This window comes from Streptomyces sp. NPDC000594 (assembly GCF_040299965.1).
Taxonomy (GTDB): domain Bacteria; phylum Actinomycetota; class Actinomycetes; order Streptomycetales; family Streptomycetaceae; genus Streptomyces.
This window is the reverse complement of the sequence record NZ_JBEPCY010000020.1, coordinates 42689-61970: the sequence shown is the minus strand read 5'-3', so window position 1 is coordinate 61970 and position 19282 is coordinate 42689. Positions and strand designations below refer to the sequence as shown.

At 73.6% G+C, this 19282-nt stretch carries 17 protein-coding genes; 9 read left to right on the top strand and 8 right to left on the bottom strand.

Going from position 1 to position 19282, the window contains the following annotated elements; translation table 11 throughout:
- The first annotated feature begins 114 nt into the window (after positions 1-114).
- The 4 genes from ectA (at position 115) to thpD (ending at position 3569) form a co-directional block, all read left to right on the top strand.
- Entirely contained in the window at positions 115-699 is a 585-nt protein-coding gene (gene ectA, locus ABT354_RS24865) for a diaminobutyrate acetyltransferase (protein ID WP_351497506.1), read from the top strand.
- Between the two features lie 141 nt (positions 700-840).
- On the top strand, positions 841-2109 hold the full coding sequence (gene ectB / locus ABT354_RS24860) for a diaminobutyrate--2-oxoglutarate transaminase (RefSeq protein ID WP_351497504.1): 1269 nt from the start codon (positions 841-843) through the stop codon (positions 2107-2109).
- 135 nt (positions 2110-2244) lie between these two features.
- Complete coding sequence (locus tag ABT354_RS24855; RefSeq protein WP_351497501.1) at positions 2245-2643, top strand: ectoine synthase; 399 nt, start codon at positions 2245-2247, stop codon at positions 2641-2643.
- Between the two features lie 2 nt (positions 2644-2645).
- Entirely contained in the window at positions 2646-3569 is a 924-nt protein-coding gene (thpD, locus tag ABT354_RS24850; protein WP_351497499.1) for an ectoine hydroxylase, read from the top strand.
- Positions 3570-3707: 138 nt separating this feature from the next.
- Here thpD and ABT354_RS24845 read toward each other — a convergent pair whose 3' ends face one another.
- Positions 3708-4790, bottom strand: coding sequence for an alkene reductase (locus ABT354_RS24845; RefSeq protein ID WP_351497497.1), 1083 nt, complete (start codon positions 4788-4790; stop codon positions 3708-3710).
- A 177-nt stretch (positions 4791-4967) separates the two neighbouring features.
- Here ABT354_RS24845 and ABT354_RS24840 point away from each other — a divergent pair, with 177 nt between their 5' ends.
- Entirely contained in the window at positions 4968-5501 is a 534-nt protein-coding gene (locus ABT354_RS24840; protein ID WP_351497495.1) for a MarR family winged helix-turn-helix transcriptional regulator, read from the top strand.
- Positions 5502-5665: 164 nt separating this feature from the next.
- On the opposite strand, the gene ABT354_RS24835 is transcribed toward ABT354_RS24840, so the two are convergent.
- The 3 genes from ABT354_RS24835 to ABT354_RS24825 all read right to left on the bottom strand — a co-directional run bounded on the left by ABT354_RS24835 (position 5666) and on the right by ABT354_RS24825 (position 9338).
- Positions 5666-6718, bottom strand: a complete 1053-nt coding sequence (locus ABT354_RS24835; RefSeq protein WP_351497492.1) for an aminotransferase class V-fold PLP-dependent enzyme — start codon at positions 6716-6718, stop codon at positions 5666-5668.
- A gap of 153 nt (positions 6719-6871) precedes the next feature.
- Complete coding sequence (locus tag ABT354_RS24830; RefSeq protein ID WP_351497490.1) at positions 6872-7624, bottom strand: DsbA family oxidoreductase; 753 nt, start codon at positions 7622-7624, stop codon at positions 6872-6874.
- 148 nt (positions 7625-7772) lie between these two features.
- The gene (locus ABT354_RS24825; protein WP_351497488.1) at positions 7773-9338 is read right to left on the bottom strand and encodes an aldehyde dehydrogenase (NADP(+)); all 1566 of its coding nucleotides are present in this window, start codon (positions 9336-9338) and stop codon (positions 7773-7775) included.
- Positions 9339-9561: 223 nt separating this feature from the next.
- Here ABT354_RS24825 and ABT354_RS24820 point away from each other — a divergent pair, with 223 nt between their 5' ends.
- The 4 genes from ABT354_RS24820 (at position 9562) to ABT354_RS24805 (ending at position 14153) form a co-directional block, all read left to right on the top strand.
- Complete coding sequence (locus tag ABT354_RS24820) at positions 9562-10332, top strand: IclR family transcriptional regulator (RefSeq protein ID WP_351497486.1); 771 nt, start codon at positions 9562-9564, stop codon at positions 10330-10332.
- Between the two features lie 164 nt (positions 10333-10496).
- On the top strand, positions 10497-11957 hold the full coding sequence (locus ABT354_RS24815; protein ID WP_351497484.1) for a sensor histidine kinase: 1461 nt from the start codon (positions 10497-10499) through the stop codon (positions 11955-11957).
- On the top strand, positions 11954-12616 hold the full coding sequence (locus tag ABT354_RS24810; protein ID WP_351497481.1) for a response regulator transcription factor: 663 nt from the start codon (positions 11954-11956) through the stop codon (positions 12614-12616). Before ABT354_RS24815 ends, ABT354_RS24810 begins: the two co-directional genes overlap by 4 nt.
- 88 nt (positions 12617-12704) lie before the next feature.
- Positions 12705-14153, top strand: coding sequence for a peptidoglycan D,D-transpeptidase FtsI family protein (locus ABT354_RS24805; protein ID WP_351497479.1), 1449 nt, complete (start codon positions 12705-12707; stop codon positions 14151-14153).
- Positions 14154-14228: 75 nt separating this feature from the next.
- Here the strand turns inward: ABT354_RS24805 and ABT354_RS24800 are convergent, their stop codons facing one another.
- The 4 genes from ABT354_RS24800 to ABT354_RS24785 form a co-directional block, all read right to left on the bottom strand.
- Positions 14229-16037: an IlvD/Edd family dehydratase gene (locus tag ABT354_RS24800; RefSeq protein ID WP_351497477.1), complete on the bottom strand. Its 1809-nt coding sequence runs from the start codon at positions 16035-16037 to the stop codon at positions 14229-14231.
- A complete protein-coding gene (locus ABT354_RS24795) occupies positions 16034-16954 on the bottom strand; it encodes a dihydrodipicolinate synthase family protein (protein WP_351497475.1) in 921 nt (306 codons plus the stop codon). Before ABT354_RS24795 ends, ABT354_RS24800 begins: the two co-directional genes overlap by 4 nt.
- Positions 16955-17020: 66 nt before the next feature.
- Positions 17021-18211: a hypothetical protein gene (locus tag ABT354_RS24790; RefSeq protein ID WP_351497473.1), complete on the bottom strand. Its 1191-nt coding sequence runs from the start codon at positions 18209-18211 to the stop codon at positions 17021-17023.
- Positions 18208-19152, bottom strand: a complete 945-nt coding sequence (locus ABT354_RS24785) for a 5-dehydro-4-deoxyglucarate dehydratase (RefSeq protein ID WP_351497471.1) — start codon at positions 19150-19152, stop codon at positions 18208-18210. The genes ABT354_RS24790 and ABT354_RS24785 overlap by 4 nt, the downstream gene beginning before the upstream one ends.
- Between the last annotated feature and the right edge of the window lie 130 nt (positions 19153-19282).

Sequence of the window (19282 nt, the reverse complement as noted above, 5' to 3'; positions counted from 1 at the left end):
AAACCCCCAGGTGGTCAGGGGAGGTCTCGCGCCCACGCGATAACACGGAGGGACTTCTTTCCCAAGCTCTCGCGGCCATGAATATTCCGGATGTGATCGGTAAATTTCCAGAGCATGACCGCCGCACAGAAGGACCGTTTCCGAGCCGACCGAGCCGATGAATTCATGACCGTCGAGAGCCCGCGGGTGGAGGATGGAGCCGCGCTCTGGCGTATCGCCCGCGACTCCGAGGTCCTGGACCTCAACTCCCCGTACAGCTATCTGCTCTGGTGCCGGGACTTCGCGGCGACCTCCCTGGTGGCGCGGGACGGCGCGGGCGAGCCGATCGCCTTCGTCAGCGGCTACACCCGGCCCGACCGGCCGCGCACCCTGCTCGTCTGGCAGATCGCCGTCGACCGCGCCCACCGGGGGCGGGGACTGGCCGGGGTGCTGCTGGACGCGCTCACCGCCCGGGTCAGGACCGGGCGGGGGGTGTGCGAGGTGGAGACCACCGTCACCCCCGACAACACCGCCTCCGACCGCCTCTTCACCTCGTACGCCCACCGCCATGGCGTACCGCTGGAGCGGCAGGTCCTCTTCCCCGGCGCGCTCTTCCCGCCCGAGGACGCACCCGCCCAGGGCACCCCGGAGGGCCGGCTCCCGGCGCACCAGCCCGAAGTGCTCTACCGGATCGGCCCCTTCGCGCCCACCGGCGACTGAGCCGTCACCCGGGGCCCGCCACCCGCACCCGACCACCCGCGCCCCGTCCCCCACGGCGCGGCACCCCTCTTTCCCACCCTCCCCGCCCTCCCCCGCTCTCCCCGCTTCCTCTCGCACGACGACCACCATCAGGAGATCGCTGTGACCATCACCCCGCCCGCCCTGAGCGTCTTCGAGACCCTGGAGTCCGAGGTCCGCAGCTACTGCCGGGGCTGGCCCGCCGTCTTCGACCGGGCGCAGGGCTGCCGGCTCACCGACGAGGACGGCCACTCCTACCTCGACTTCTTCGCCGGAGCGGGCTCACTCAACTACGGCCACAACAACCCGGTACTGAAACGCGCGCTCCTCGACTATCTGGAACGCGACGGCATCGTCCACGGGCTGGACATGGCGACCACCGCGAAGCGCGCCTTCCTGGAGTCGTTCGAGAATCTCGTACTGCGCCCGCGCGATCTCCCGTACAAGGTGATGTTCCCCGGCCCGACCGGCACCAACGCGGTGGAGGCGGCGCTGAAGCTGGCCCGCAAGGTCAAGGGCCGTGAGTCGGTGGTCTCCTTCACCAACGCCTTCCACGGGATGTCGCTGGGCTCGCTCGCCGTCACCGGCAATGCCTTCAAGCGGGCGGGCGCCGGGATTCCGCTGGTGCACGGCACCCCGATGCCGTTCGACCACTACTTCGACGGCACCGTGCCGGACTTCCTCTGGTTCGAGCGGCTGCTGGAGGACCGGGGCTCCGGTCTCAACCAGCCCGCCGCCGTGATCGTGGAGACCGTCCAGGGCGAGGGCGGGATCAATGTCGCCCGCGCCGAGTGGCTGCGCGCCCTCCAGGAGCTGTGCGCACGCCGGGACATGCTGCTGATCGTGGACGACATCCAGATGGGATGCGGCAGGACCGGCGGGTTCTTCTCCTTCGAGGAGGCCGGGATCACCCCGGACATCGTCACCCTCTCCAAGTCCATCAGCGGGTACGGGCTGCCCATGTCGCTCTGTCTCTTCAAGCCGGAGCTGGACATCTGGGAGCCGGGCGAGCACAACGGCACCTTCCGGGGCCACAACCCGGCCTTTGTCACCGCCGCCGCCGCGCTGGACGCCTACTGGGCGGACGGGCAGATGGAGAAGCAGACCTTCGCCCGGGGCGAGCAGGTCCAGGAGGCGCTGCTGGCCATCGCGGCCGAGAGCAGCGATCCGGAGGTGTGCTTCCGGGGCCGCGGGCTGGTGTGGGGGCTGGAGTTCGGCGATCCGGAGCGGGCCTCGGCGGTCTGTGCGCGGGCCTTCGCCCTGGGGCTGCTGCTGGAGACCTCGGGGCCGCGCGGTGAGGTGGTGAAGCTGCTGCCGCCGCTGACGATCACCGCCGAGGAGCTGGACGAGGGGCTGCGGATCCTGGCCCGTTCGGTGCGCGAGACCGCCTGAGCTCCACCCCTGCCACCGCCACCGCCCTCGCCGCCGTACCCGTACCCGTACCCGTACCCGTAAGACCGTCCCGACCGGTTCCGACTGGTTCCGACCGTTCCGACCGTTCCGACCGCAGAAAGGCCGTACCGTACCGTGATCGTCCGTTCGCTTCAGGAGATCGAGAACACCGAGCGCCATGTGAGGTCCGCCTCCGGCACCTGGGAGAGCAAACGGCTCGTCCTCGCCCGGGAGAAGGTGGGCTTCTCGCTCCATGAGACCGTCCTCTACGCCGGGACCGAGACCTCCATGTGGTACGCGAACCACATCGAGGCGGTGCTCTGCACGGAGGGCGAGGCCGAACTCACCGACGAGGAGACCGGCGAGACCCACTGGATCTCCCCCGGCACGCTCTATCTCCTCGACGGGCACGAGCGGCACACCCTGCGCCCCAAGACCGACTTCCGCTGTGTCTGTGTCTTCAACCCGCCGGTCACCGGCCGGGAGGACCACGACGCGAACGGCGTCTATCCCCTGCTGACGGAGGAGGGCTGACCATGACCGCCACCCCTGCGACCACCGCCACCACGGTGAACACTTCCGCCACCGACCTCTATCCGACCCGTGGCGCCCAGGAGGTGGTGACCCCGCGCCAGGACCCCGTGGTGTGGTCGGCGCCCGGCGCGCCCGGACCCGCCACCACCGGGGAGCTGCTCGCCTATGAGCGGGACGGCTTCCTGCCGGTGGAGAACATGATCTCGGACGACGAGGTCGCCCTCTACCGCGGCGAGCTGGAACGGCTGGTCGCCGATCCCGCCGTCCGCGCCGACGAGCGGGCGATCGTGGAGCCCGCCTCCGACGAGGTGCGCTCCCTCTTCGAGGTGCACCGGCTGAGCGAGGTCTTCGCCGCGCTCGTCCGTGACGAGCGGGTGGTGGGCCGCGCCCGCCAGCTCCTGGGCTCGGATGTCTATGTCCATCAGTCGCGGATCAATGTGAAGCCGGGGTTCGGCGCGTCCGGCTTCTACTGGCACTCGGACTTCGAGACCTGGCACGCCGAGGACGGGCTGCCCCGGATGCGCGCGGTCTCGGTCTCGATCGCGCTGACCGAGAACCGGGAGACCAACGGCGGCCTGATGATCATGCCGGGGTCGCACCGGACCTTCCTGGGGTGCGCGGGCGCGACCCCCGAGGACAACTACCGCTCCTCGCTGCGGATGCAGCAGGCGGGCACCCCCTCGGACACCGCCCTCACCCGGCTCGCCGACGATCACGGCATCCGGCTGTTCACCGGCCGGGCCGGCTCGGCGACCTGGTTCGACTGCAACTGCATGCACGGCTCCGGCGACAACATCACCCCGTACGCCCGGAGCAATGTCTTCATCGTCTTCAACAGCGTGGAGAACGCGGCGGTGGAGCCGTACGCGGCCCCCGCGCGGCGGCCGGAGTTCATCGGGTCCCGGGACTTCACCCCGGTCCGCTGAGCCCGGCGGCCCCTCCGGGTACCCCGTCACCGGGGCCGGTCCACCCCCGTAGGACCGGCCCCGGCCCCGGCCGGGGCCCATCAGGCCCGGCCGGTGGTCACGGAGGTCATACCGTCACGGGGTCATACCGTCACGGGGTCATACCGTCACGGGCTTCAGCTCCGGGTAGTCCGTGTACCCCCGCGCGTCCCCGCCGAAGAAGGTGGCCGGGTCGGGGGTGTTGTACGGGCCGGCCTGGCGCAGCCGCACCGGCAGGTCCGGGTTGGCGAGGTAGAGCGCGCCGAAGGCGAGGATGTCGGCGATCCCGTCCTCGATCAGCGGCAGGGCCCGGTGGTCGGTGGGGCCCTCGGTCAGCGGGTTGAGGACCAGGGTGCCGGTGTACTGGGCGCGGATCGCCAGGGTGATCTCCCGGGACGCCTCGGTGGCCTCGGTGAGATGGAGATAGGCCAGACCCAGCGGGGCCAGCTCACGGACGAGCGCGGGGTAGACCTCGGCGGCGTCGGTCTCGGCGATGTCGTTGTACGGGTTGAAGGGCGAGAGCCGGATGGCCGTGCGGTCGGCGCCGATCGCGGCGGAGACCGCGCGGGTGACCTCGACGGCGAAGCGGATGCGGTTCCCGGCGGAGCCGCCCCACTCGTCGGTGCGGGTATTGGTGTTCGGGGCGAGGAACTGGTGGATCAGATAGCCGTTGGCCCCGTGCAGCTCCACCCCGTCGAAGCCGGCCGCGATGGCGTTGCGGGCGCTGTGGACATACTCCTCGACGACCCCGGGGATCTCCTCGGCGTCCAGTGCCCGGGGTTCGGGGAAGTCCTTCATGCCCTCCTGGGTGTAGAGCTGCCCGGCGGCGGCCACGGCGGAGGGGGCCACGCTGGAGCGGCCGTCGGGGAAGAGCACCGGGTGGCCGATCCGGCCCGCGTGCATCAGCTGGGCGAAGATCTTCCCGCCCCGGGCATGGACCGCCTCGGTGACCCGGCGCCAGGCCGCCACCTGCTCCTCGCTGTGCAGCCCCGGGGTGTCGGGGTACCCCTGACCGGTGACGGAGGGCTGGATGCCCTCGGTGATGATCAGGCCGGCCCCGGCGCGCTGGGCGTAGTAGCGGACCGTCTCCTCGGTCGGGCTGAGCCCCGGGCCATGGGCGCGGCTGCGGGTCATCGGCGACATCGCGACCCGGTTGGCGAGCCGGGTACCGGAGAGGTCGAAGGTGTCGAAGGCGCTGGGCATGGCGGTCTCCAAAGAGGGCGGCGGCCGATTTATGTGGTCGGCCAATTATCTCGACGGGAACCACTGTAGCCGATTACTTGGCCGACCAAGGTAAAATGTGGGTAGAGCCGTACCGGAGAGTTGTTGTCGACAGCCGAGGAGAGACTGTCTTCCACGACACGACCCGAGGAGAAGCCCATGCCGTCCGAGGCCACGGAGTGTTCCACCGGTCCACTGCGGCCGGACTGCCGGCTGGACGGCCCCGTGAGCAGCACGGTCTCCCGGGTCGGCCGGCTGCACCGGCTCACCGCCGCGAAGCTGCTCCGGGGCGCGGGGCTCTACCCCGGGCAGGAGGTGCTGATGACCTACCTCTGGGAGGCCGGTCCGGTGCGCCAGTCCGAGCTGATCAAACGGCTGGAGCTGGACCCCTCCACGGTGACCAAGATGCTCCAGCGGCTGGAGCAGTCGGGCCATGTGAGCCGCCGGCCCGACCCCGCCGACCGCCGCGCGGTCCTGGTGGAGGCGACCGAGCGCGGCCACGCGCTCCGCGAGGACGTCCAGCAGGCCTGGGTACGGCTGGAGGAGCGCACCCTGGCCGGGCTGGACGCGGGGGAACGCGTGGAGCTGGTACGGCTGCTGGCCAAGGTGGAGGGGAACCTCTGCGCCGAGGTGGCCGACTGCCCGTCGGAGGCCGCCGGCTGCACGGAGGAGCTGGGGCCCCCGGTCTGCTGACCCGGGCCCCCGCTCCGACGGCGCGCACGGGCCCGGGCCTTACGGGCGCGGGCAAGGCGGGCGGGGCGGGCGCGGGCTCCGCGGCTGTAGGTCCGCTACGGCTGTAGGTCTTCCACCGCTGTGGGTCTGCTACGGCTGTGGGTCTTCTACGGCGGTAGGTCTGGCTACGGCTGTACGTCGGCGAGCGCCGCGAGGGCCCGGTCCACGTCCGCCACCCCGTTGTAGAGGTGGAAGGCGGCCCGCAGATTCCCGGCCCGGGACGAGACGATCACACCCCGGCGCACCAGCTCCGCCGCCCGGTCCCCCAGCCCCGGGACGGCGACGATCGCCGACTCCCCCGGTATCGCCGTATGCCCCAGCTCCGCCAGCCCCTCCCGGAACCTCTCGGCGAGCCCGGTGGCATACGCGTGGATCGCGTCGATCCCCACCTCCTCCAGCAGCGCCAGCGCGTGCTCCGCGCCGTGGTACGGGAGAAAGGCCGGGGTCTCGTCGTAGCGGCGGGCCGACGCGGACAGATCCTCCACCGGCCCGTAGAACGTCCACTGCCGCTCCCCGGCCGAGGGCCCTGCATGGATCGGTACGAGGGAGGGCTGGGCGTCCTCGCCGACGGTGAGGAAGGAGACCCCGCGCGGACAGAGCAGGAACTTGTAGCCCGCGGTGACGGTGTAGTCCCAGTCACCGGCGGCCAGCGGCAGCCACCCCGCGGACTGGCTGGCATCGGCGAGGGTGCGCGCGCCATGGGCCTCGGCGGCCTTGCGCACGGCGGTGAGATCGGCGATCCGGCCGTCGGCGGACCGCACCGTGGAGAAGGCCACCAGCGCGGTGCCGGGGCGTACGGCGTCCGCGAGGCCGTCCAGGGGCGCGTACCGGATCCGCAGATCGCCCCGGACGGTGAAGGGGGTGACCACGGAGCTGTACTCCCCCTCGGGGAAGAGCACCTCGGCGCCGGGCGGCAGGGCCTGGGCGACCAGGGCGACATGGACCGAGACCGAGCTGCCGACGGCGACCCGGTCCGCACCGACCCCGGCGAGCCGGGCGAAGGAGTGCCGGACGGCGGTGACGGCGGAGGAGTCCCCCGAGCCGCCGGCCCGCCCGGCGACCAGCTCCCGGGCGAGCGCCCCGACCGCCTCGGCGGCACGGGTGGGCAGCAGCCCGCACCCGGCGGTGTTGAGATAGGTCTGCTCCGGCGCGAACTCGGTACCACCCAGTGTCTCCATGGCCTCCACCCTGGGCCAGGCCCCCGCCCCGGTCAATCGCGCGCCGTGCCGCCCCGGGGAGCGCCCCGGGGGCACGGGCCCGCAGGCCACCCGGGGTCGGCGGTGGATCACCCGGTTCGGGGACGGCCGCACGGGCCCGGCGGCGGTACGGGGTCAGCCGGCCGAGGGCTCGCAGCCGTCGGGGGTGCACGCGGGGGCCGCCCCGGCGGCGGACGGCGCGGGGTCCTGGCCCTGGCTCCGCTCGCGGCTCCGCTCCTGTTCCTGGTCCTCGCGGGTCTCCCAGGCGCGGGTCAGGGCCTCGGTGAAGACATCCGCGGGCTGCCCGCCGGAGATCCCGTACCGCCGGTCCACCACGAAGAAGGGCACCGCGCTCGCCCCCAGCGACGCCGCCTCGCGCTCGTCCGCGCGGACCTCCTCGGCATAGGCGTCCGGGTCCGCGAGGACGGCGCGGGCCTCGTCCTCGTCCAGCCCCGCCTCGACGGCGAGCGCCAGCGCGGTCACCGGGTCGAAGACCGAGCGCTCCTCGGCGAAGTTCGCCCGGTAGGCCAGGTCCAGCAGGACCTCCTGCCGCCCGTGCGCGCGGGCGAGATGGAGCAGCCGGTGGAGGGCGAAGGTGCTGCCGTGGTCGCGGCCCTCCGTGCGGTAGCCGAGGCCCTCGGCGCGCGCGGCGGCGGCGACATGCTCCTCCATCGCCCGTGCCTCCTCGGGGGTGCGGCCGTACTTGCGCGCCAGCATCCCCACGACGGGCTCGACATCGGCCGGGTCCCGGTTCGGGTCCAGCTCGAAGGAGCGGTGCACCACCTCGACGCCGTCCCGGTGCGGGAAGGCGGCGAGTCCCCGTTCGAAGCGGGCCTTCCCGATGTAGCACCAGGGACAGGCGATATCGCTCCAGATCTCGACGCGCATGAGGGTTCTCTTCTCCCGGGGGGCTCGGACGGTGGCCGGAAAACCGGACCTCCGGGGTCAACACGGACGGTGCCCGGCTGATTCCCGGGCCCGGTCACCGGCGGGCGGCGGGGGACCCCGGGTCGCCGGGGCGGTACGGGATCCCGGGTCACCAAGTGGCGGGGAGGTCCGGGTCGCCGTCCACCGCCGGGGGGCGGCCGTCCACCCGGCGGGGCAGCCCCAGGGGGTTGTCCTCGCGCAGCTCCGGCGGGAGCAGCGCGTCGGGGACGGTCTGGTACGTGACCGGGCGCAGCCAGCGTTCGACGGCGGTGGTGCCGACGGAGGTCCCGGTGGAGGTGGTGGCCGGATAGGGCCCGCCGTGGTGCTGGGCGGGGGCGACGGCGACCCCGGTGGGCCAGCCCCCGGCGAGGATCCGTCCGGCCAGCGGGGTGAGCCGGTCGAGGAGGGCGGCGGCGTCCCCCTCGCCCCGGGACTCGGCGGTGGAGAGCTGGAGGGTGGCGGTGAGATTGCCGGGGAGCCGGTCGAGGACGGCGGTGATCTCGTCGGTGGAGGTGTAGCGGGCGACGACGGTGACCGGGCCGAAGCACTCCTCCAGGAGCAGATCGTGCGGTCCGCCGTCGGTGAGCGGGGCGGCGGGGAGGGTGAGGACCCCGGCGGTGACAGTGGTGGGGCCGGGTCCGGCGCCGGGGGTGACGGGGGCGGTGACCGAGGGCAGCCGCAGCCGTTCGGCGACCCCGTCGAGGAAGGCGGTGCGCATCCGTCCGTCCAGCAGGACTCCGGGGTCGTGTGCGGTGACGGCGCCGGTGAGCGCGGTGAGGAGCCGGTCGCCCGCCGGTCCGGCCGGGGCGAGGACCAGCCCGGGTTTGGTGCAGAACTGTCCCTCGCCGAGGGTCATCGAGCCGGCGAGCCCGGTGCCCAGCTCCTCGGCGCGCTCGGCGGCCGCCGCCTCGGTGACCACGACCGGGTTGAGGGAGCCCAGTTCGCCGTGGAAGGGGATGGGGACGGGGCGGGCGGCGGCGAGGTCGTGGAGGGCGCGTCCGCCGCGTACGGATCCGGTGAACCCGGCGGCGGCGACCAGGGGGTGGTGGATCAGATCGGTGCCCGCGTCGAAGCCGTGGACGACGGCGATCACGTCCTCGGCGACCCCGGCCCGGCGGGCGGCCCCGCGCAGCAGCGCGGCGCAGAGTTCGGCGGTGGCGGGGTGGCCGGGGTGGGCCTTGACGACGACGGGGCAGCCCGCGGCGAGCGCGCTCGCGGTGTCGCCGCCGGGGACGGAGAAGGCGAGCGGGAAGTTGCTCGCCGCGTAGACGGCGACCACGCCCAACGGTACCCGGTAGCGGCGCAGATCGGGCCAGGGCGGGGTGCGGCTGTCGTCGGCGTGGTCGATACGGATGTCGAGGAAGGATCCGTCCGCCACCACCTCGGCGAAGGCGCGCAGCTGGGCGGTGGTGCGGGCGAGTTCGCCGGTGAGGCGGGCGGTGCCGAGCGCGGTCTCGGCGTCGGCGGCGGCGGTGAGTTCGGGGCGGGCCGCGTCGAGGGTGTCGGCGGCGGTGCGCAGCAGCCGTACGCGGGCGGCCCGGTCGGCGAGGGCGCCCCGGGCCGTGTGTGCCGCGCGGACCGCGCGGTCGACGCCGGCGGTGGAGGACTCGCCGGTGACCTGCGCGCACCGCTTCCCGGTGCGGGGGTCCACGCTCCAGACTGGTGCTGCTGTCACCGCGGCTTCCTTCCTGGAATTTCTTCCCGTCGGGCGGCCCTCACCAGCGCCTGTTCGGTATCGTGAACGATGTTCCCGTTGATGAATGGCCATCGGGACTCTATTTCCGGGCGTTCAGCGCGGTCAAGAAGGCAGTTCGGGGGAGCCGGCGCGGTCCTGGGGCCCGTGCGGCGGAGCCCCGCGCGGCCGGCGGGGCCACATGGCGGAGAAGGGGCGGAGCGGGATGTCGACGGTCGATTCCGGTGGATCACAGGTCAAGTCCGCGGTGCGGACGGTGGAGTTGCTGGAGTACTTCGCCGGACGGCCCGGCATGCACTCGCTGGCCGCCGTCCAGGAGGCGGTCGGCTATCCGAAGTCGAGCCTCTACATGCTGCTGCGCACCCTGGTCGAGCTGGGCTGGGTGGAGACGGACGCGACCGGCACCCGGTACGGCATCGGGGTCCGCGCCCTGCTGGTCGGCACCTCGTACATCGACGGCGACGAGGTGGTGGCGGCGGCCCGGCCGACGCTGGACCGGCTCTCCGACGACACCACGGAAACGATCCATCTGGCGCGTCTGGACGGGACCAATGTGGTCTATCTGGCGACCCGTCAGTCCCAGCACTATCTGCGGCCCTTCACCCGGGTGGGGCGCAGGCTGCCCGCCCACTCCACCTCGCTCGGCAAGGCGCTGCTCGCCACCTTCAGCGACGATCAGGTGCGCAGACTGCTCCCGGCGACGCTGCCGTCGCTGACCGAGCACACCGTCACCGACCGGGAGAAGCTCATCCGGGAGCTGCACACCATCCGGGAGCAGGGGTACGCGGTGGACCGCGAGGAGAACACCCTGGGGCTGCGCTGCTTCGGGGTGGCGATCCCCTACCGGACCCCGGCGCGGGACGCGATCAGCTGCTCGGTGCCGGTGGCGCGGCTCACCCCGGGCCATGAGCAGCTGATCAAGGACGCGCTCTTCGACGCGCGGGACCGGCTGACCCTGGCGACCCGGCGGCTCTGAGCCCAACGGCCCCTGAGCCGAGGACTCCTGAGCCGAGGACCCTGGACCGACGGCCCGTGCCGAGCACCCGGGACGACGGCTCTCCCCGGCGAGCACCCGGGGCGGCCGGACACCCCACAGCACTAGGCTGACCGCATGATGATCAGTCCGCCGGGGGGCGGTGCGTGAGCGCTCGGCGGGCGATACGGGCGGCCCGTCCGGTACGGGACCTGTTCGGCAGGACCGCCCGGCTGCGCTGGCTCCATCTGCTGCTGGGCGGGGCGCTGCTGATGCCGTACTGGCTGCTGGCAGCGGTACTGCTCACCCCCGTGACCGCCGATGTGACCCCGCTGTCGGGGCCGTTGTCGGACCAGCTCCTGGCCTATGGGCTCGCCCTGCCCATCGCGGCGGTCACCGCCTGCGCCCCGCTCGCCCGGCCGCTGTCGGTGGCGGCGGCGCGGGCGCTGTGCGGGGTCCCCGCCCGGGCGCTGGCGGACGGGCCGGCCCGCTCCTGGGACGCCCGGCTGGGCGCCGGCGCCTGGTTCGTCCTGCACACCGGGATCGGGGCGCTGATCAGCGGGGCGACCCTGGCCGTCCCGCCCTTCGCCGGGACCATGCTCGTGGTGTCGGTCTGCCCCTGGCTGCGGGAGCCCCTGGAGGTGCCCGCCTTCCCGGCGTGGGTCTTCGTCCTGCTCCCGTTCGCGGGGACGGCCCTGCTGCTGGCGCTCGCCTGGGCCGCCGCGGCGAGCGGCCGGCTGCTGGCCCGGCTCGCCCCCCGGCTGCTGGGCCCCTCCCCCGCGGACCGGCTCGCCGCCGCCGAGCGGCGCTCGGCCGAGCTGGCCGAGCGCAACCGGATCGCCCGGGAGCTGCATGACTCGGTGGGGCACGCGCTCAGCGCGGTCACCCTCCAGGCGGGCGCGGCCCGCCGGGTGCTGGAGAAGGACCCGGAGTTCGTCCGGGAGGCGCTGACCGCCATCGAGGAGACCACCCGGCAGACCGTCGGCGAGCTGGACGCGGTCCTGGGACTGCTGCGGGAGGACATGAACGACACCGACACCGGCGATGGGGACAGGAACGGAGACGGGGACGGGGACAGGAACGGAATGGACAAGGCGGACAGGACAGCCAGGGCAGGCGGGGCGGACGGGACGGGACCGGGCCTGGAGGCACTGGCGGGGCTGGTCTCCCGCGCCGCACCAAGGGTCTTCCTGACCTGCGAGGACGACCTCTCCACCGTTCCCGCGCCGGTCTCCCGCGCGGCGTACCGGATCATCCAGGAGGGGATCACCAACGCCCTGCGGCACGGCGCGGACCAGCCGGTCGATCTGACGGTCCGCGTCCTCGACGACTGGCGGGACGAACGGCCCGGCGGATGGCTCGGCCGTCTGCTCGGCCGCCCCACCGGGCCCGAGGGCCCCGGGGTCCGGGCGCTGATGATCGTCATGGACAACCTGGAGCACCCCGGCCCCCACCGCCCCCGCCCCGGCGGCGGCCGGGGTCTGCGCGGCATCGCCGAACGGGCCGAGCTGCTCGGCGGCCGAGCCCGCTCCGGCCCCGTCCCCACCGCCCCGGGCCAGAGCTGCTGGCGCCTCCTGGTCCATCTCCCGCTGACCGACCGCCCCGGCACCGGAGGGGATGCGCGATGACCGAGGTACGGATCCTGCTCGCCGACGACGAGCGGATGGTACGGACCGCGCTGCGGGTGATCCTCGACGCCGAGCCGGGCCTCTCCGTCGTGGGCGAGGCGCCGACCGGTACGGAGGCGGTCGCGGCGGCCGGCGCGCTCCGACCGGATGTGGTGCTGATGGATGTGCGGATGCCGGAGCTGGACGGCATCGGGGCCACCGAGCGGATCATGGCCGAGGTCCCGGACCCGCCGAAGGTGGTCGTCGTGACCACCTTCGAGAACGACTCCTTTGTGTACGACGCGCTGCGCGCGGGCGCGGCGGGCTTTCTGCTGAAGCGGGCGGCGGCCGAGGAGCTGGTGCAGGCGGTACGGCTGGTGGCGCTCGGGGACTCGCTGCTCTTCCCCGCCGCCGTGCGCTCGCTCGCCGCCGGCCACCCGGAGCGGGAGCGGGGGCGGGGCACCGCTCCCGCCTGGGCCGCCCGGCTGACCGAGCGGGAGGCGGATGTACTGCGGCTGATGGCGACGGGCCTGACCAATGGGGAGATCGCCGGACGGATGGGGGTGGGCCCGGCGACGGTGAAGTCGCATGTCGCGGCGGTGCTGGCGAAGACGGGAGCCCGGCACCGCACCCAGGCGGTGATCGCGGCGTACGAGTCGGGGTTCATCGCCCCCCGCTGACCCGCCCGGGGCACCCGTTCCCTGAGGACTGCGTGAGAAAACCCATAAGAGGGAACGGAATGGACCATTCCGCTCGTCGTTCCCAGGGATGAACAAAACGATCCGGCATGCCGCCGTCTTCAGTCTGCTGCTCGTCCTCGCCCTGCTGCTGCGGGCCACCTGGCTCCAGTCCTACCGGGCCGAGGCGCTGTCCGACCACGACCGCAACCCCCGCCAGACCATCGACCAGTACGCCCAGCCCCTGGGCGACATCGTCGTGGGCGGGTCACCCGTGACCGGATCCGCCCGGTCGAAGGAGGGTGATCTGGCCTATCAGCGCACCTACCCGGACGGCGCGCTCTACGCCCCCATCACCGGCTACAGCTCCCAGGCGTACGGCTCCACCCAGCTGGAGGGGATCTACCGCGATGTGCTGGACGGCACCGACGACCGGCTGAAGAGCCCCGGCGACGCCCTGCTGCGCAGCCGGCAGCAGCCCGGCTCGGTGCTGACCACCATCGACCCCGCCGTCCAGAAGGCCGGCTACCGGGCCCTCGGCGACACCAAGGGGGCCGCCGTCGCCCTCGACCCGGCGAGCGGGGAGGTCCTCGCCATGGTGAGCACCCCCTCGTACGACCCCTCCACCATCGCCGGGCAGACGGACGGCGACACCTGGAAGGCGCTCCTCGCCGACAAGGACAAGCCGATGGTCAACCGCGCCATCCGGGAGCCGATCGCCCCCGGCTCCACCTTCAAGCTGGTGGTCGCCGCGGCCGCGCTGGAGGAGGGGCGCTACGGCTCCGTCGACGAGCCCACCGACAGCCCCATGCCGTACACGCTGCCCGGCACCATCCGCAATCTGCCCAATGACATCCCCGGCGCGCCCTGCGAGAACGCCTCGATCCGTACCGCGCTCCGCTGGTCCTGCAACAACGTCTTCGGCAAGCTCGCCGTCGACCTCGGCCAGGACACGGTCCGGGCCATGGCGGAGAAGTTCGGCTTCAACGACAAGGAGCTGGATGTCCCGGTCCGGGCGTACGAGAGCGTCTACCCCACCGGTCTGGACCGGGCGCAGACCGCGATGACCGGCATCGGGCAGTTCGATGTGACCGCGACCCCGCTCCAGATGGCGATGGTCTCCGCGGTCATCGCCAACGACGGGGTGCTCAAGGCCCCGCACATGGTCTCCGAGGTGGTGGACGGGGACGGGGAGACCCTGGAGTCGCACCAGGACGCCGACGAGCGGCGGGTCGTCTCCGAGCGCACCGCCGCCCAGCTGCGCGAGGCCATGGTCACCGTGGTGGAGGACGGCACCGGCTCCAACGCCCGGGTGGCGGGGGCCGAGGTGGGCGGCAAGACCGGCACCGCCCAGCGCGGCATGAACAACAGCGCGACCCCGTCGGCCTGGTTCACCTCGTACGCCACCGACCCGGAGACCGGCGACGAGGTCGCCGTCGCGGTGATCATCGAGGATTCGGGCGGCCCCCGCTCCGAGGTCAGCGGCAACGGTCTGGCCGCGCCGGTCGCCCAGAAGATGATGGCCGCCGCCCTGAAGTGACACCCCGGGTACCCCGCTCGGATCCCGGGCCCCACCCCGCGCGGGGCCCGGGGCGAGACCCCGGGGCCCTGGGCGCTACCCCGCGTAGGGCTCGGGGTTGTGGCCGGGGCGGGCCAGGAAGCCGAAGTCGCAGCCGGTGTCGGCCTGGGTGATGTGCTCCGTGTACAGCGCCCCGTACCCCCGCTCGTACCGGTCCGGGAGCGGGGTCCAGCCGGCCCGGCGGACGGCCAGCTCCTCGCCGGTGATCTCCAGCCGCAGGGTGCGCGCCGGTACGTCGAGGGTGATCAGGTCCCCGTCGCGGACCAGCGCCAGCGGGCCGCCGATGGCTGACTCGGGCGCGATGTGCAGCACACAGGCGCCATAGCTGGTGCCGCTCATCCGGGCGTCGGAGATCCGGACCATGTCCCGTACCCCCCGCTCCAGCAGATACGAGGGGAGCGGCAGCATCCCGTACTCGGGCATCCCGGGGCCGCCGACCGGGCCCGCGTTCTGGAGCACCAGGACATGGCCGGGGGTGATGCCGAGCGCGGGGTCGTCGATGGTCCGCTGGAGGGTGCGGTAGTCGGGGAAGACCACGGCGGGCCCGGTGTGCCGCAGCAGCCGGGGCTCGGCGGCGATGTGCTTGATGACGGCGCCGTCGGGGCAGAGGTTGCCGCGCAGCACCGCGAGGCCGCCCTCCTCGGCGAGCGGCCGGTCCCGGGGACGGATCACCTCGTCGTTGTGGACCAGCGCCCCCGCCAGCTGTTCGCGCAGGGTGGGGTGGGCCACGGTGGGGCGCTCCTGGTGGAGCCGGTCGGCGATCCGGGTGAGGAGGCCGGGCAGCCCGCCCGCGAAGTGGAAGTCCTCCATCAGATGGCGTCCGCCGGGCCGCAGATCGGCGAGGACGGGCACGGTACGGGCGATCCGGTCGAAGTCGTCCAGGGTGAGCCGGACCCCGGAACGGCCCGCCATGGCGATCAGATGGATCACCGCGTTGGTGGAGCCGCCGAGCGCCAGGACGGTGGTCACCGCGTCCTCGTAGGCCTCCCGGGTGAGCACCGCCGACAGCCGCAGATCGCGGTGGACGAGATCGACACAGAGCCGTCCCGAGGCGGCGGCCATCCGATCGTGGCCGGAGTCGGCCGCCGGGATGGCGGAGGCCCCCGGGACGGTGACGCCCAGCGCCTCGGCGGCGGCGGTCAGGGTGGCGGCGGTGCCCATGGTCATACAGAGGCCGGGCGAGCGGGCCAGACCGGTCTCCAGCTCCGCCAGCTCCCGGTCGCCGATCAGCCCGGCCCGGTGGTCGTCCCAGTACCGCCACATATCGGTACCGGAGCCCAGGACCTCGTTCCGCCAGTGGCCCGGGAGCATCGGCCCGGCGGGGACGAAGACGGCGGGCAGGTCCGCGCTGGCGGCGCCCATCAGCAGGGCGGGGGTGGACTTGTCGCAGCCGCCGAGGAGCACCGCGCCGTCCACCGGGTAGGAGCGCAGCAGCTCCTCGGTCTCCATCGCCAGCAGATTGCGGTAGAGCATCGGGGTCGGCTTCTGGAAGGTCTCGGAGAGGGTGGCGACCGGGAACTCCAGCGGGAAGCCGCCCGCCTGCCAGACCCCGCGCTTGACGGCCTGGGCCCGCTCCCGCAGATGGACATGGCAGGGGTTGATGTCCGACCAGGTGTTCACCACGGCGATCACCGGCTTGCCGAGGTGTTCCTCGGGGAGATAGCCGAGCTGGCGGGTGCGGGCGCGATGGCTGAAGGAGCGCAGGCCGTCATGGAGGTGGCTGCCGTACCACTGATGGCTGCGCAGCCGCCGCTCCCCCGGGTGCTCCCCCGGCGGTGTACCCGGGGGTGCGGCGGGGGGTATGCCGGGAGGTGCGGCGGGGGGATCCGGTCGGGGGGCGTTCATGCGTCCCAGCCCCGGACCAGGGCCGCGACCCGCGCCCGCGCCTCCTCCGGGAGGGCCCGGCTCGGCGGGCGGACATCGCGGCGGCAGTGCCCGAGCGCGGCCAGGGCCTCCTTGACCACGCTGACGTTGTCGGCGGAGCGGTGACGGGCCCGCAGCTCCTCGAAGGGCCGGATCCGCTCCCAGATCTCCATCGCCCGGTCGTACCGTCCGGCGCGCAGCGCGTCCCGCATCGCCAGCGAGATCCCGGGGGCGGCGTTGACCAGGCCGGAGGTGAAGCCGGTGGCGCCGGTGGCCCAGTAGGCGGGGGCGTACAGCTCGGCGAGGCCCGCGACCCAGACGAACCGGGCGAGGCCCGCGTCCCGGGCGAAGGCGGCGAAGGTCACCGCGTCCGGGACGGCGTACTTCACCCCGATCACATTGGGGCAGTGGCGGCCCAGTTCGCGCAGGGCCGTGCCGGGCAGCAGCGGATCCCGGACATAGGGGACGACCCCCAGTCCGGGGACGGCGTCGGCGACGGCCCGGTGGTAGTCGACCCAGCCGCCGGTGGCGACATAGGGGTGCACCGGCTGGTGCACCATGACCAGCCGGGCCCCGGCGGCCCCGGCATGGCGGGCGGCGGCCACGGCGGTCGGCAGCTCCTGCCCGACCCCGGCGACCACGGTGACCGGCACCCCGGTGACCGCCCCGGTGGCCTCGGCCACCTCGACGGTCACCTCGACCGCGCGACGGCGCTCGTCGGGGGTGAGGGCGTAGTACTCCCCGGTGTTGCCGTTGGGCGTCAGGGTGGTGACCCCGTGGTCGATCAGCCGCCGCAGCAGCGCCCGGTGGGCGCCCTCGTCGACGGTGCCGTCGGCGGCGAAGGGGGTGACGGGAATCGCCACGACATCGGCGAGCGCGGTTCTCGGGTCCTCGGTCATGTGCGGTTCCTCTCCCCTTCGTTCGGGATGGACGACCCCGGGAGGCCCCGGCCGGGGCGGGCCCGGTCAGGACGGGCCGGAGAGCCGGGACAGGGCGGTACGGACCAGCCGGAGATCGTCGTCCGAGGCCAGCCCCGCGTGGTAGAGCCGCAGTTCGCCCGCGCCCAGCTCGGCCGCCCGGCGGGCGTCGGCCTCCAGGGTCGCCGGGCGGCCGCCCATCCCCGCGACCACCGTGAGATTGGCCGCGATGACCGCGCCCCGGGTGCTCCGGGCGCCCCGGGTGCTCCGCTCCGCGAAGGGCCGCAGCGCGTCGGGGCCCCCGGCGCAGGGGACGACGACCCCGTCCGCGACGGAGAGGACATGGGCCGGGTCCACCCCGGCGTTGGCCCCGCAGCGGTGGGCGACTGGGTCGGCGTGGAGCAGCACCGGGAAGCCCCCGGGTGCCCCGGCCCGTACCGCCGCGACCGTCTCCTCCTGGAAGGCGCGCGCGGTACGGGTGCGGAAGTCCAGGGTGGCCGCGGTCCCTTCCGCGCCGAGCAGCCGTTCGATCTCCGCGCCGGGCGGGGCTGTGCCCGTCCACACCGGGTCCAGGGCCGCGCGCACCGACCGGGCCAGCCGGTCGGGGTCGGTGCCCCCTTCCGCGTACCCGGCACGGCAGGAGGAGCAGAAGCAGAGGGACATCAGATACTGGGCGGCGTCCCCCAGCTCCACCCCCGCGGTCTTGTCGTGGGCGTGCGGATGGGCCAGTCCGTACCAGCCGCAGGACTCCAGTTCGGTGCCGTGCGCGCCCGGCCGGGTGGCCGCCTCCGCCGCGAGGTCCGCCAGGAAGGCGCGGACCTCCGTACGGGCGATGCAGGGCGCCCAGGGGTAGCGGTCGCCGTAGGCGTTGACGACGGAGGTGTCGGGGTGTTCGGCGCCCAGCCGGGAGTTGTGGGCGAGGACCACCCAGCTGTGGACGTCGAGCCCGGCGGCGGCCAGCGCGCCGGCCGCCTCGGCGAAGGCGTCGCCCGGGGCCCAGGCGCCCGCCGGGTGGGGGCGCAGGCGCCGCCCCGACCACCGTGCCGGGTCCGGTGGATAGAGCACGGAGGCGTACCCGGCGGTGACGATCCGGTGGCGGGGGTGGCGGGGGGTCAGGGCCCGGGTCGAGTGGTACGCGGCGGCCAGGGTGACCTGCCGGACGCCGAGCGCGGCGATCCTCCCGGGGGCTCCGGGGTCCCCGATGACATCCCAGGGGTAGAGGAAGACGGCGGCCCTCACGCGGGCTCCTCCAGCAGGGCGCGCCCCCGCTCGATCAGTTCCGCGAGCGCGTCGACATGGGCGGGCGCGGGGTCGCTCAGCGGTGGCCGTACCCCGCCGACATCGAGTCCTGCGAGCCGTACGCCCGCCTTGACCAGCGAGACGGCGTAGCCGCGCCCCTGGTTGCGCAGGGCGACCAGGGGGGTGAAGAAGCCGTCGAGGAGCCGGGCCACGGTCTTGTCGTCGCCCCGGGTGAGCGCCTGGTGGAAGGTCATGGCGACATCGGGGACGAAGGCGAAGGCGGCGGAGGAGTAGAGGGTGACGCCGATGCCCCGGTAGGCGAGCCCGGTGAGTTCGGCGGTGGGCAGTCCGTTGAAGTAGAGGAAGTCACGGCCGGGGACGTCCCGGCGGACGGCGCTGACCGTGCGCTGGAGCAGATCGAGGTCGCCGAGGCCGTCCTTGAGCCCGGCGATCCTGGGGATGCGGGCGAGTTCCACGACGGTCTCGGGGGTGAAGACGGCGTTGTCCCGCTGGTAGACCACGAGGTCCAGGGCGGTCGCCAGGGCGAGTTCGGTGTAGTGGCGCACCAGTCCGGCCTGGTCGGGGACGACGAGGTAGGGGGGCATGGCGAGCAGTCCGTCGGCCCCGGCCGCCTCGGCGGCGCGTGCGTAGCGGACGGCGAGCGCGGTGCCGTAGCCCGCTCCGGCGAGGACGGGGACCTCACCCCCGGTGGCCTCGACGGCGGCGGCGACGGCGACGGCGAACTCCTCCGGGGTCAGTGCGTGGAACTCGCCGGTGCCGCAGCAGCTGAAGACGGCCGCCGCTCCGGCGTCCACGCCCGCCCGGACATGGGTCCGGTAGAGGTCGGGGTCGAGGGAGCCGTCCGGGCCAAAGGGGGTGACGGGGAAGAAGAGCGGTCCCTGCACCCGGGTCAGACGATCGGCGAGCGGGGCTGTGGTCACGGGCGCTCCCTGGCCGTGCATCGAGCCTCCCAAGAATGAACTCGAACAAACTCGTGCACCAATGTGATCGATGTCCATATCCCTGAACGGCGTCACGCTAAGGCAGCCGAATGCGGCCGGTCAAGACGGA